Annotated in this window: 14 protein-coding genes; 4 read left to right on the top strand and 10 right to left on the bottom strand. The window is 63.8% G+C overall.

Annotated elements, in window-relative coordinates:
* Nucleotides 1-30: 30 nt before the first annotated feature.
* Together K323_RS0100940 and K323_RS0100945 are read right to left on the bottom strand one after the other, a co-directional pair.
* Entirely contained in the window at nucleotides 31-426 is a 396-nt protein-coding gene (locus tag K323_RS0100940) for an arsenate-mycothiol transferase ArsC (RefSeq protein ID WP_022883415.1), read from the bottom strand.
* A 51-nt stretch (nucleotides 427-477) separates the two neighbouring features.
* Nucleotides 478-1,152 carry an arsenate reductase/protein-tyrosine-phosphatase family protein gene (locus tag K323_RS0100945; RefSeq protein WP_022883416.1) on the bottom strand — a complete coding sequence of 225 codons (675 nt, stop codon included), beginning with the start codon at nucleotides 1,150-1,152 and terminating at the stop codon, nucleotides 478-480.
* A gap of 48 nt (nucleotides 1,153-1,200) precedes the next feature.
* On the opposite strand from K323_RS0100945, the gene K323_RS0100950 reads away from it, so the two are divergent.
* Together K323_RS0100950 and K323_RS0100955 are read left to right on the top strand one after the other, a co-directional pair.
* Nucleotides 1,201-1,959, top strand: a complete 759-nt coding sequence (locus K323_RS0100950; protein WP_022883417.1) for an aquaporin — start codon at nucleotides 1,201-1,203, stop codon at nucleotides 1,957-1,959.
* 10 nt (nucleotides 1,960-1,969) lie between these two features.
* A complete protein-coding gene (locus tag K323_RS0100955; protein ID WP_022883418.1) occupies nucleotides 1,970-3,352 on the top strand; it encodes an FAD-dependent oxidoreductase in 1,383 nt (460 codons plus the stop codon).
* A 62-nt stretch (nucleotides 3,353-3,414) separates the two neighbouring features.
* Here the strand turns inward: K323_RS0100955 and K323_RS0100960 are convergent, their stop codons facing one another.
* From K323_RS0100960 to K323_RS0100985, 6 genes are all read right to left on the bottom strand, one after another.
* A complete protein-coding gene (locus K323_RS0100960) occupies nucleotides 3,415-5,802 on the bottom strand; it encodes an ATP-binding cassette domain-containing protein (RefSeq protein WP_211219805.1) in 2,388 nt (795 codons plus the stop codon).
* Between the two features lie 5 nt (nucleotides 5,803-5,807).
* Entirely contained in the window at nucleotides 5,808-6,218 is a 411-nt protein-coding gene (locus tag K323_RS0100965; RefSeq protein WP_022883420.1) for a VOC family protein, read from the bottom strand.
* A 164-nt stretch (nucleotides 6,219-6,382) separates the two neighbouring features.
* On the bottom strand, nucleotides 6,383-7,012 hold the full coding sequence (locus K323_RS0100970; protein WP_026851067.1) for a VOC family protein: 630 nt from the start codon (nucleotides 7,010-7,012) through the stop codon (nucleotides 6,383-6,385).
* Between the two features lie 5 nt (nucleotides 7,013-7,017).
* Nucleotides 7,018-7,467: a helix-turn-helix transcriptional regulator gene (locus tag K323_RS0100975; RefSeq protein WP_022883422.1), complete on the bottom strand. Its 450-nt coding sequence runs from the start codon at nucleotides 7,465-7,467 to the stop codon at nucleotides 7,018-7,020.
* 43 nt (nucleotides 7,468-7,510) lie between these two features.
* Nucleotides 7,511-8,077 carry a carboxymuconolactone decarboxylase family protein gene (locus K323_RS0100980; RefSeq protein WP_022883423.1) on the bottom strand — a complete coding sequence of 189 codons (567 nt, stop codon included), beginning with the start codon at nucleotides 8,075-8,077 and terminating at the stop codon, nucleotides 7,511-7,513.
* Between the two features lie 56 nt (nucleotides 8,078-8,133).
* Nucleotides 8,134-9,414, bottom strand: a complete 1,281-nt coding sequence (locus K323_RS0100985; RefSeq protein WP_022883424.1) for an ABC transporter substrate-binding protein — start codon at nucleotides 9,412-9,414, stop codon at nucleotides 8,134-8,136.
* 198 nt (nucleotides 9,415-9,612) lie between these two features.
* On the opposite strand from K323_RS0100985, the gene K323_RS0100990 reads away from it, so the two are divergent.
* Nucleotides 9,613-10,467, top strand: coding sequence for a class I SAM-dependent methyltransferase (locus K323_RS0100990; RefSeq protein WP_022883425.1), 855 nt, complete (start codon nucleotides 9,613-9,615; stop codon nucleotides 10,465-10,467).
* Between the two features lie 84 nt (nucleotides 10,468-10,551).
* On the opposite strand, the gene K323_RS0100995 is transcribed toward K323_RS0100990, so the two are convergent.
* Nucleotides 10,552-12,000, bottom strand: a complete 1,449-nt coding sequence (locus tag K323_RS0100995) for an MFS transporter (RefSeq protein WP_022883426.1) — start codon at nucleotides 11,998-12,000, stop codon at nucleotides 10,552-10,554.
* 432 nt (nucleotides 12,001-12,432) lie between these two features.
* On the bottom strand, nucleotides 12,433-12,738 hold the full coding sequence (locus K323_RS0101000; protein ID WP_245570885.1) for an NIPSNAP family protein: 306 nt from the start codon (nucleotides 12,736-12,738) through the stop codon (nucleotides 12,433-12,435).
* Nucleotides 12,739-12,796: 58 nt separating this feature from the next.
* Between K323_RS0101000 and K323_RS29260 the strand changes: the two genes are divergently transcribed.
* Nucleotides 12,797-13,180, top strand: a complete 384-nt coding sequence (locus K323_RS29260; RefSeq protein WP_084696959.1) for an FAD-dependent monooxygenase — start codon at nucleotides 12,797-12,799, stop codon at nucleotides 13,178-13,180.
* Nucleotides 13,181-13,197 lie beyond the last annotated feature (17 nt).

Raw genomic sequence — 13,197 nt, forward strand, 5'->3', positions numbered from 1 at the left:
AGCCCACGGCGAACTAAGCCGAGTTGCTGGTCACTGCGCCAGGAGGGTCAATTCGATTTTGTCGGAAACGGCCGTGCGCAGCGGGCGCACCGCTTCAACGTCCCACGCTTCGGGGTTCGGGAATGACCACTCGAGCACTTCACCACGCGGCACGGCGGGCAGTTGAAGGCCGGGCTTCATCAGCACCACGACATCCGCCTGCTCCAGATCAGTCTCAGTGACGGCACGCGGCACCCGATCAGAGATATCCAGCCCGAGTTCCGCGACCGTGGCCGCAATGGCTGGGTTCACGGACTCCGACGGTGCCAGACCCGCTGAGGTGGCGGTGAAGCGGTCAGCGGCGAGGTGTTCCAACAGGGCAGCGCCGAGCTGCGAGCGACCGGCATTGTGCTGGCAGATGAATAGGACGGTGGATTTATCGGTCATGGTGTCGATCAGCTCTTTCTGGATGAGACGGCGGACGTCGCGGCGGCGTGGTCAGGATGCGGCGAGCCGCGGGGCGAGGTCTGCGATGCGGTGCTCCAGCTCGGCGAAGGCGTTATCAAACGCGGCATCGGTGCCAATGCGCACTGGGTCGGAGATTGACCAGTGCAGGTCCCCGGTGGCGCCCAGCTCTTCGTGGGCATTGTCACAGACAGTCACCACGAAATCGTTTCCGGTCAGGACGTCCGCGAGAGCATGCGGAGCAGCCGAAGGCAGCGCGAGGTCGTGGCGGGCGGCAGCGGCGATCGCGCCGGGCGCGATCTGCTCGGTCGGATGAGTTCCACCGGAAGCGACGGGAATGCTGCTGTGTTCCTGCCAGAGCGCCGCTGCGAGCTGAGAACGGGCGGAGTTCGCCGAGCAGACGAACACGACCCGGCTGGCATTCCCTACGGCGCCTGGCACGAGCCCGTCGAGGGCGTGGTCGGCCAAGCGCACGTAACTGCGGCGCTTGTCACCCTCGGATTGCGATCGGGTGACCATGCCCACCGATTCCAGCACGTTCAGATGGTGCGTCACCAGATTCGACGGGCTCCCGACCGCCAACCGAATTTCCGTCGGGGACAGATCCCCCAGCGTCAGCAGATCGATGATCTGCAGGCGTGCCGGCTCACCCAGCGCAGCGTGCCTCGCCGCCCGCGCCGCCATCTCATCATTTCGCTCGACGTTCATTGGTTCAATCTTGACTGTAATAGTTTCGTGAGTCAAGATAAAACCGATATGAATACTCCTGCGCCCCCCTACCGGCCCGCTCGGGCGCATTTAGTGCGCCGCACCCTCGCCGAATTCGTCGGCACTGGCCTGCTGGTGACCGTTGTCGTCGGGTCTGGGATCGCCGCGCAGCGGCTCTCACCGGATGATGTCGGCCTGCAGCTGTTGCAGAACAGCCTCACAACCATGCTCGGCCTTGCCGTGCTGATCCTGATGCTCGGTCCGGTTTCCGGCGCCCATTTCAACCCGGTCGTGTCCCTCGCAGACTGGATCATCGGTCGTCGCCAACACACCGGCCTGCCGCTAGGCGACCTCGGACCATACGTGCTCGCACAGATCACGGGCGGGATCGGTGGCACGCTGGTCGCTGGACTCATGTTCGACGTCGCACCCGCACTCTCGAAAACGGACCGAACCACAGGCGGGCATCTGCTGGGCGAGGTCGTTGCAACGGCCGGCCTGGTGCTCCTGATCTTTGCGCTCGCGCGGACCAGCAGCGAGGCAGTGACCGCGGCCGCGGTCGGCGCATATATCGGTGCCGCGTACTGGTTCACCAGCTCGACATCCTTCGCGAACCCCGCCGTGACCATCGCCCGTACCTTCACAGACACGTTCGCCGGGATCGCCCCCGGTTCCGTCGCCCCGTTCGTGATCATGCAACTCATCGGCGGAGCACTGGGGCTCGGCCTGGTGCTCGTGTTCTACCCGACCGTTGCGCGCAGCGCGGGCGACGTCGTGGTTCCCCAGTCAATCGAAGCCAAACTCTGAAAGGCACTCCATGCATCTTGTAGCCATCGGCGGCAGCGACGCCGGCATCTCCGCCGCCCTCCGCGCGCGCGAACTCGACCCCTCCGTCGACGTGACCGTTGTCGTCGCGGACTCCTTCCCGAACTTCTCCATCTGCGGCATCCCCTACTACTTCTCCCGCGAGGTGAACCCGTGGCAATCCCTCGCACACCGAACGCACGCGGACCTCGAAGCCACCGGCATGCAACTGCGTCTCGACACCCTCGCCACCGGCATCGACGTCGTGGCACGGCAGCTCACTGTCCGCGACCAATACGGTGCAGCGTCAACCATCGCCTACGACGAACTCATGGTCGGCACCGGAGCCTTGCCCTCCACCGCTGGGATCGCCGGACTCGATCAGCTCGGCCCAGCCGACGGGGTGCACCTGCTGCACTCGATGGGCGACACGTTCGCTCTCGAGCGCTACCTCGACGAACAGCATGCCGAAACTGCGATCATCGTCGGCGCCGGCTATGTCGGCCTCGAAATGGCCGAAGCCCTCACCGTCCGTGGCCTTCACGTCACGCAGCTGCAGCGCGGCGCCGAAGTGCTCTCCACCCTCGACCCCGAACTCGGCTCTCTCGTCCACGACGAACTCACCCGCAACGGCGTCGACGTCATCACCGGCACCCGCGTCGAACGCGTCTCCCGCGAGAACGGACAGCTCACCGTCGCAGGCATGCACGACGGCCAACCATTCGCCCAGACCGCGGACGTCGTGCTCGTCGTCATCGGCGTCCGTCCGAACACCAGCCTGCTCACCGAAGCCGGTGCCAGCACGGGCGCAGGCGGTGCAGTCGCCGTTGACGAACACATGCACACCGGACTGCCGCACGTCTGGGCAGCAGGCGACGGCGTAGTCACCCACCACCGCCTGCTCGGCGTCACCTACCTGCCACTCGGCACCACCGCACACAAGCAAGGCCGAGTCGCGGGCGAAAACGCTGTCGGCGGCAACGCCCGATTCGCCGGGAGCCTCGGCACCCAAGTCGTAAAGGTCTTCGATCTAGTCGCCGCCCGCACCGGCCTCCGCGACCACGAAGCCACCGCCGCCGGCTACACCCCGCACAGCGGAACGGTGATCGCCGACGACCACAAGGCCTACTACCCGGGAGCCAAGCCGCTGAGCATCCGCATCACCGGCGACACCGACAGCGGAGTCCTCCTCGGCGCGCAGCTCGTCGGCGCCCGCGGCGCAGAAATCGCCAAACGCGTCGACACCTACGCCGCTGCACTGCACCACAGCATGACCGTCGATGCGATGAGCGACCTCGACCTCTCTTACACGCCACCGCTTGGCTCCCCATGGGACGCAGTGCAAATCGCTACCCAGGCATGGAGCAGAGGGGTTCGATCCTTCCAGCTCAGGTAATTTGCACCGGCATTCTCATATGCAATGTCCCAGCCCCGTCACGGATCGTGCGGCATCCTCAACTAGGCGCTCACGTAGGCGGCGAGGTGCTGGCCGGTGAGCGTCGAGCGATCGGCTACGAGGTCGGCCGGTGTGCCCTCGAACACGACCCTGCCACCGTCGTGGCCGGCACCGGGGCCGAGATCGATGATCCAGTCCGCGTGCGCCATCACTGCCTGGTGATGCTCGATGACGATCACGGACTTCCCGGATTCGACGAGGCGATCGAGCAGACCAAGCAGATTCTCCACATCGGCAAGGTGGAGACCGGTGGTCGGCTCGTCGAGCACGTAAACGTCGCCCTTGCCCGCCATCTGAGTCGCCAGCTTGATGCGCTGCCGCTCACCGCCCGACAGCGTCGTGAGGGGCTGACCGAGACTCAGGTAGCCGAGCCCGACGTCGGCAAGCCGGTCGAGGATCTTGTGGGCCGCAGGCGTTTTCGCCTCACCATCGGAGAAGAACTCCTCTGTTTCGTCCACCGACATCGCCAACACTTCTGCGATGTTCCGGCCGCCCAGCGTGTACTCCAAAACGGATGCCTGGAACCGCTTGCCCCCACACTCCTCGCAGATGGACTCGACAGTGGCCATGACGCCCAACTCGGTGTAGATGACTCCGTTGCCGTTACAGCTCGGGCACGCTCCCTCTGAGTTGGAGCTGAACAGGGCCGGCTTCACGCCGTTGACCTTCGCGAATGCCTTGCGAATCGGGTCGAGGAGTCCCGTATACGTGGCCGGATTGCTTCGTCTGGAACCTCGAATCGCGCCTTGGTCGATCACAACAACACCATCGCGGTCGGAAATGGTGCCGTGAATGAGCGAGCTCTTGCCAGAACCGGCGACTCCCGTCACCACGCAGAGCACCCCAAGCGGGACGTCTACGTCCACGTTCAGGAGGTTGTGCGTCGACGCGCCGCGGATTTCCAACGCGGCGGAAGACGACCGCACAGATTCCTTCAGGGTCGCCCGATAGCCGAAATGCCGACCGGTCGTTGTGTCGCTTCCACGCAACTCCTCGACGGAGCCCTCGAAGCAGACGGTGCCGCCCAATGAGCCAGCGCCGGGGCCGAGATCAATCACATGGTCGGCGATCGTTATGGTCTCCGGCTTGTGCTCCACGACGAGCACCGTATTGCCCTTATCCCTCAGCTGCAGCAGCAACCGATTCATCCGTTCGATGTCATGGGGGTGCAGGCCGATCGTCGGCTCGTCGAAGACATAGGTGACGTCGGTGAGCGACGACCCGAGGTGGCGGATCATCTTGGTGCGCTGCGCCTCACCGCCGGAAAGGGTTCCGGCCGGCCGGTCGAGAGAGAGATAGCCGAGACCGATCTCGGTGAACGAGTCGAGAACATGTTGCAGGCCCATGAGCAGCGGCGCTACCGACGGCACCGTGAGATCCCTGACCCAGTCGGCCAGGTCGCTGATCTGCATCGTGCACAGATCGGCGATGTTCCTGCCGTTGATCTTCGACGACCGGGCCTGGGCGCTCAGTCGGGTGCCTTCACACTCCGGGCAGGTCTGGAACGTGATCGCGCGCTCCACAAAGGTGCGGATGTGGGGCTGCATCGCGTCGACGTCCTTGGAGAGTATCGACTTCTGGATCTTCGGAATGAGACCCTCGTAGGTGAGATTGATGCCCTCCACCTTGATCTTGGTCGGTTCCTTATAGAGGAGGTCGTTGATCTCCTTTTTGGTGAACGTGTTGATCGGCTTGTCCATGTCGAAGCCGGCGCCGCTGAAGATGCGGCCGTACCAGCCGTCCATGCTGTAACCCGGGATCGTGAGCGCGCCATCGCCGAGCGACTTGGTGTCGTCGTACAGCGCGGTCAGGTCGAAGTCGGAGACAGAGCCCATGCCCTCGCACAGCGCGCACATGCCCCCCAGGTAAACCTGGTTCTGCACGACGTCCTTCTCGACCCTGCCGCCGGCCTTCTCAGTGCTCATCACCCCGCTTGCCTTGCGCGTCGGAACGTTGAACGAGAACGCGGTCGGCGGCCCGATCTGCGGGTCACCGATCCGGCTGAACAGGATGCGCAGCATCGCGTAGGCATCGGTGGCGGTGCCGACGGTCGAGCGGGGATTGGCGCCCATCCGTTCCTGGTCGACGATGATCGCCGTCGTCAGACCCTCGAGGTAGTCGACGTCTGGCCGCGCCAGGTTCGGCATGAAGCCCTGCACGAAGGCGCTGTAGGTCTCGTTGATCATCCGCTGAGACTCAGCGGCGATCGTGGCGAACACCAGTGAGCTCTTGCCAGAGCCCGAGACTCCGGTGAACACCGTGAGCCTGCGCTTTGGGATCTCGACAGAGACGTCCTTCAGATTGTTCTCTCGCGCGCCCTGCACACGAATCAGATCGTGGATGTCTGCAACGTGTTTCGCCGGTGCCTGCGATTCGGTCTCAGCGGTCACGTTGCTCACTTCGCTTGTTGGATGCGGATCAGGTTGCCGGCAGGGTCGCGGAAGGCGCAGTCGCGGGACCCGTACGGTTGGTCGGTCGGTTCCTGCACGACTTCGGCTCCGCTGGCCTCCACATTCGCGAAAGCAGTGTCGAGATCATCCGTCGACAGCAGGATCCAGCCGTACGTGCCCTTGGCCATCATCTCGACGATGGTACGGCGTTCGTCGTCGGTGATCCCTGGGTCGGCGGCGGGTGGCGCAAGAAGAATGGACACCCCTGGCTGGCCCACCGGCCCCACAGTGATCCAGCGCATCGTGCCGCTCCCGACGTCGCTACGAACCTCGAAGCCGAGCGCGTCGCGAAAGAAGGCGACGGATGCGTCGGGGTCGTCGTGGGGGAGAGCGGTCGTGTGAATGGTGATGTCCATGGCAGTCACACTATCTGCAGCTTCGAGGCAGGCGCTTCTTGATTCCTGATCGGCCTGGTCACCATGATTCCCTCCACAATCGTTCAGTCGCTGCTGCTCAATCAAGGCGCGCGTCCAAGACGGATGGCACACGAGAGAACCCCCTCATCCATGTGGGCACCGCGTCAGTTCGCGGTCCCCCAGGTAAAGCCGTCCGGGTCGGTGAAGGGTCCGGCGTCGCTGCCAATGATGAGCCGGCTCGATCCGGTGCCTTCTGGCGCGACACCTGCGTCTTTGGCGAGCGCCCGGCGCTTGTATAGCCCTAGTTTGACGGGGCTCGACGGCATGGCAAAGTCGACGTAACTGCCGAAGCTCTTGCCGACGGCGAGACCGCGATCGACATAGAACCGCTTGCTCGTGCTCACGTTTTCGGCTCCGAGTAGGAGCACGATCTGATCGAAACGACGGGTGGCCGCGCCGGTGTCTTTCTTCGCCGACGTCGCGACCTTCCAGATCGTTCCGTCCGGTGCCTGGACGACGCCGCCGACGCCCCACATCGACTTCTCGACCGGTTTCAGGATCGTGGCGCCGGCATTGATGGCGGAGTCGATCAGGTTGTTGACGGTGGATGGCTGCCCAACGATGAGAGACATCGTGAACCCGCGGAAGCCGGTGGTCGGCGCATCAGAAGCATACAGGTGCACTAGGTCGTCCAAACCGAACGCAGTGGTGTAAAAACGGCGGGCGGCGGAAGGATCGGCCACTTCGATGGTGACGGATGCGATGGTGACGGATTCGGAAGTTGTAGTAGTCATGTCAGTCACACTATTTGTGGTGCGACAGCGGGCGCTTCTCGATTCCTGATCGGTCTTGACACCTGTTTCGCAACGCACGGCGGCATGCCGACGTCCCCGTGTGCGACACCGTTTCGGTAGACGCTCGGCGGCATCCCGACGAGTTCCGTGAAGCGTGTACTGAACGTGCCAAGCGACGAACAGCCAACCGCGAAGCACACCTCGGTAACGCTGAGGTCACCACGCCGCAGCAGCGCCATCGCACGCTCGATACGGCGCGTCATCAGGAAGCTATAGGGCGATTCGCCGTACGCGAGCCGAAACTGGCGACTCAGGTGCCCGGCCGACACGTTCACACCACGCGCGAGCGCCTCAACATCCAACGGCTGCGCATACTCCCGATCGATCCGGTCACGCACACGCCGCAACAAGGCAAGATCCCCCAGTCGCTGCTTTTCGGTGGGGCTGCTGGTCACCTGCGCGATACTGCCACGTCGCGCCGGAGTTGTCCAGCACCCATCACGTCGCCGTCTGCTCCCGATAGACGTGGGCGATGTCGCTCAGGAAATGGATCGCAGCACCCGCGGTGAGTGCGGCGGCAATTCGAACGGCATAGTTCAGTTCCACCACACTCGCGCCGCGTTCCTCGGCCACAGCACGCGCCCGGGCGATGAGCGAGGAATCCTTCAGGCTGAAGGCCGCAGCCGATACCACCAACGCCTTCGTCTTCACGTCCAAGTGAGTCACCACGTCGTCGAATGGCAGCTCAAGGAACGGATCCACCGGTGTGGACTCGGTTCCGGCCTCCACGACAGCCAGCGTCTGCACCGCCGCAGCCAGCACCCCGGCCTCGACGAGTTCGTGCGCCTCGACCCCCAATGCCAGTGCCTTAGTCGAATGAAAATCCACGCAGGTCGAGCATCGGGTGACGTGGGTCACCGCCACCGCGATGATCTCGGTCGTTCGCGCATCGATGTCGTCAGCTGCCCAGACCTGGTCTGCGAACCGCCGATATAGACGAAACGACCGGCCGTTGGTGGCCGCGGCCTCCGCGATCTTCAGCCGCGTTTCCTCGTGGTCCGACATCCGCTCTCCTTCATCGTGCGTTCAACCCAGCTGGCCGCAGACTGCGGCGGCTCCCACTATTTGATCCGACTGTAGGTATTGTCTGGCCCATATTGATACACGCCGATCGTCGCCTCAGTCGGGTCGCCATTCTCATCGAATGTGATGAGGCCCGACAGCCCGTCGTAGTCGACCTGCTCCCCCTTCGCCAATGCCGCAGCTGCGTTCGCAAAATCAGTGGCCTTGGCGCCGTCCCCCGTGCCACCCGATACCTGACGGAGATGGTCTGCGATCGACCGACCATCAACATCATTGCCGGCGAATGCAGCCAGTGCCAGCAGAATGACCGCGTCATATGACTCGGCAGAGTAACTGAAATCAACCAGGGTGGGATCGAGCTCGAGCATCCGGTCAGTGAACTCTTGCACCTGCTTTGCGCCGGGGCGAGTGCCTTTCGACCCGTCTATCAGCCCAGGGGCGAAGTTCTGGCTGTAGTCCGCGAGATTGCTGCCGACGAAGTAGAGCTGGTCGCCCGGGTAGCCGGATCCGACGAGGGCGGGGGCAATCACCTGCGCCTGGTCAAAAGTGATCAATGCGATGGCGTCGGGGTCGGCAGCGGTCACATCGGCGATCTGGGTGGCGAAGTTCGAATCGCCCTCGTTGAACAGAGCCTGCGCCACAACGTCACCGCCGGCAGCTTCATAGGCCGCGGCTGTGGCTTCGGCGAGGCCCGTTCCGTAAGCGTCATTGAGAACGATCAACCCGAGCGTGCCGTTGCCGTCGTCGGCGATCTGGTTTCCCAGAACCTCGCCCTGGAGGAGATCAGACGGGTTCGTGCGCCAGAAAAGGCCGTCGTCGGGGTAATCGGTGAAGGCGGGCGACGTGTTCGCCGGCGAGAAATGCACAACGCCAGCGTCGGTGATCTGGTCTATCACGGTCAACGACACACCGGATGACGCGGCACCGACGATTGCCGAGACATCGAGGGAGAGCAGGTCGGTCACGGATACCGTCGCGATGTCTGTGGTCGTGTCGCCGGAGTCACGATAGTGGGCATCGATCGTGATCCCGAGGTCCGCCGCGTTGACGTCGTCGACGGCCAGTTTCACGCCCGCTTCGTCTGGCGGACCGAGGAAGGCCAGGGCTCCGCTCTGGGGAAGGATCGTGCCGATCTTCAGCGTCAGGTCGCGGTCACCGCCCTCGATGGGATTCGCTCCTCCGTCCGACGCGGTCGATTCCGCGACGGACTCGTCCACCTGCGCGCCGCAACCGGAAAGAAGCAGCACCGTGATCCCGGCCAGAGTGACACCGGCCACGGTTGCCCGTCGTGCACGAAAAACGGATGCCTTCGCAAACACGATGATGAACCTCCAGATGAAAACGGCGTGATCTCAGTTTTCAACTCGAGACCGTCACTGCCGAATCATGCGGTCACAGGGAGTCACAATCGCAGGCTGTCACCATCGCTGCCGGCGGCATCCGCTCTCACATGCTGGCCTTTGCTGTTTCGGCACAAAAGTGCGCGTCTGGCTCGGCCGATACCTACGATCTGGGATATGTCTTCACCACACTCCTCGTCCGCTCACCACACGGCCGTCCCACACGCATCCCATCACCACGACGGTTCCATCGCCGACCTCCTCGACCTCGATGCCGCGGTTTTGCATGAGTATCTGTCCGAGATCACCGGGTGGCTTCAGGACCTCGCCTCCGCTCTGCCCGTGCAGAGGGTCATCGACCTGGGGGCAGGCACCGGCACGGCGGCGCTTGCCAAACGCTTTCCGAGCTCTGAGATCGTCGCAGTGGATGCGTCGGAGGAGATGCTCGGGCGGGTGCGGGCCCGAGCCCTGGTCGACGGGCACTCGGATCGAGTGACGACCGTGCAGCTGGACCTCGAGGAGCCGTGGCCGGAGCTGGGGTCATTCGAGATCGCCTGGGCGTCGGCTTCGCTTCACGAGCTCACCGACCCCGATGCCGCGTTCGGGAGGGTGTTCGATGTCATGAGCCCTGGCGCATTATTTGCCGTCGTCGAGATGGATGGTCCGCCGCGTTTTCTCGGGAACGACGTCGGCGACGGCCTCGAATCCCGCATCCACGACGCTCTGCGAACGGCGCGCACCGGTAGCGATGATCACCCCGACTGGACGCACTACCTCGAACGGGCAGGATTCACGCTGATCGAGAGACGGTCGTTCTCGATCGACATGAAGATCGAGGGCGGCAGTCGCGGAAGTGACTATGCGCAGATATATCTCCGGAGAATCCACCCGGTCGTGGCTCCGCACCTGTCAGCCGACGACCGGGCCCTCTTCGACGCATTGGTTGCGGACACCGGAGCATCGAGTCTCCGCCACCGTGACGATCTGCAGCTCCGAGCCGGCAGAACGGCGTGGGTCGCCCAGCGCTCCTGAGCGCGCGACAGACAGGGTCGACCTAATTGAATGATCGAATGCACCCGGCCACGCCGGCATCGAACGGCCGACGTGGGCGACCCCTTACCCCATGTGCGCCATCACGGGAGCATCCCCCTGTGGCAGAAGGGCAGACTTCGGTGCTCGGATGAGGAACGCCGCCACCACCGACGCGATGACCATACCCACGGATGCGGCGACGAACGTCGCTGAATAACCGGCCGTGAATGCTTCGAGCTGCGAAGCCTCGTCGGTGACAGTTCGGCCGGCGATGGCCGCAGCGTAGATGGCCGTGAACACCGAAAGCCCGATCGATCCGCCGATCTGCATCGCGGAGTTCGCCGCAGCGGACGCCGCGCCGGCATCATGCGGGGCCACACCCGAGAGGGCGAGGTTTTGCAAGGGTACGAACACGAACGCCATGCCGATCCCCATGATCACCAGCGGGATGAGCACCTGGATGACGTAGTTGCCATCGACCGTGATGAAGCTGAGGGAGACCAGTCCAACGGCAACGATCAGCGGGCCACCGATCATGAGCGGCCGCGGGCCGATCGAGGAAAGTAGCCTTGTCGCAACGGGAGCAACCAGCATGATCGCGAGTGGGAGCGGCAGACTCGCGAGCCCGGCGTCAAGGGGCGGCATGCCCACAACGATCTGAAGGTAGAACGTCAGGTACAGGGTCGAGCCAATCATGACGCTTCCACCGACGATCTGGATGAGGAACGCACCACCGCGCACCCGGTTCAGAATGATGCGCATCGGAAGCAGCGGTTGCACCACTTTCGTCTCGATCCAGACAAACACCGCCAGCAACACAACGCCGAGTGCGAGGAAGCCGATCGTTTCGACAGTGCCCCATCCGCCTTCCGCGAGGCTAAATCCGTAGACCAGCGAGCCGAGACCGAGGGTGACGGTGATTGCACCGACCACGTCATATCGGTTCTCGCCGTCTGCTTTGCTCTCCGTCAGGAAGAGCAGACCGCCGATGAAACCGACAATCACGAAGAAGACGTTCACCAGCAAGCACCAGCGCCAGTCGGCGAACTCCGTGAGTACACCGCCGAGAACGAGTCTTACTGCGGCGCCTGCACCCGCAATGGCGCCGAACACCGCGAACGCAGTGTTGCGATCTTTGCCGCTGGGGAAGGTCACGGTGAGAAGAGCCAGTGCGGCCGGAGCGAGGAGTGCGGCAAAAAGACCCTGCAGCCCACGCGCAACGATCAGCTCTGTTCCGCTGTGGGCCAGACCTCCAAACACGGATGCTGCGCCAAAGCCGACCATGCCCCACAGGTAGGTGCGCTTGCGGCCCCAGTAATCGGCGACTCTGCCACCAAGCAGGAGAAGGGCACCGAACGCCAGCGCGTATGCCGTGACCACCCACTGCCGTTGGCTGTCAGAGAGACCGAGCTCCAGTTGCGCCTGTGGCAACGCAATGTTGACGATCGTGCCGTCGAGCACGACAACGAGTTGGGTCAGCGACAGGACGACAAGTGCCATCCATCGGTTGGGCACGCGCGCGCCAGTGGACATGGCGTCAGTAGAAATAGTGTCAGTAGACACAGTAAAAACCTCCGGAGGTCTTTTTAGGGATTGCCGGAGGTTTCGAGCCTCGGACCGCGGAGCACATGCGCCGGTCGACCGCCCTGGCTGAGGAGCCAGGCAGACGCTTAGATTATCAGATCGGGGTCGTCCGCTCTGGTGCCGACTCCCCCGAGTGCCGGCGGCCTCGACGCCTTCGCCGAGGACGTTGCCACTCTGCCGGTGCAGCCGGACAATGAAGACCGTCTTCGCGCCGCCGTGGAAGCGTGCGTCCGAGACGCGACCGGCTTGCGGTTGAAGCACCCTTGGTGACGGATTTATCGGGCCCGCCAAACGGGCACCTCACTGGCGACATGGCCGGGAGCCCGACTAGAGAAGCAGCGTCCTAAGGACGACCCTTTACCGGCCGCTCGCGAGAGCGCGTCATTCCGAGTCTTGAGTGGCGAGCATCGGGCGCATAAAGTTGCGGTCGTAGCGGAGGACGCAGCCGCTGTCGTCGCGGATCTTGTCTGCCGCGATGAAGTCCGGGTCGACGCCAAATAGCTGACGGTAGGACTCGTACTCGGCGAGCGATGCGAACGAGAACAGGGCGAGTGCGCGGTCACTGGCGCCTTCGCCTGGAAGGAAGTAGCCGTGGTGGGTGCCGCCGTGTCGGTCGACGAGGGCGATCCACGCGTGGGCAAATTGTTCAAATTCCGCGACCTTTGTAGGGTCGATCGTGTATTCCACAACACAGGTGATCATGACCTCATAGTAGGACGGGACGAGGACCGGAGGGCCGGTCGCGATCCTCACTCTCCGCTGGCGCGCGCAGACGATCGCAAATAGCAGGCAGGCTGCGCGCTACAGCGTTGGACGCGCGTTCCTCGCCGGGGATGCCGCACATATATTCAGCGCCGGCGGGGCCGCGCTGAATACCGGCATGCTGGACGCTCTCGATCTCGCGGACCGCCTCATCGCTATGATCCGCAAATCGGCCGCCACCTCAGTGCTCGACGGGTACGAAACGACTCGCCATCCCGCCGGCCATCGTGCCCTCATACAGACCAGTGCTCAAGCTGCGCTGAACGCCATCAGCCCCGAGGGCGCTGCGCTGCGCGAGGTATTCGCCGAGTTTCTCACGTCCCGCAATCCACGCCGATATCTTTCTGAGCTATTGAGCGGAGACTAGGCCGCGAACCCTGCGCG

The organism is Glaciibacter superstes DSM 21135, from assembly GCF_000421145.1.
Taxonomy (GTDB): Bacteria; Actinomycetota; Actinomycetes; order Actinomycetales; family Microbacteriaceae; genus Cryobacterium; species Cryobacterium superstes.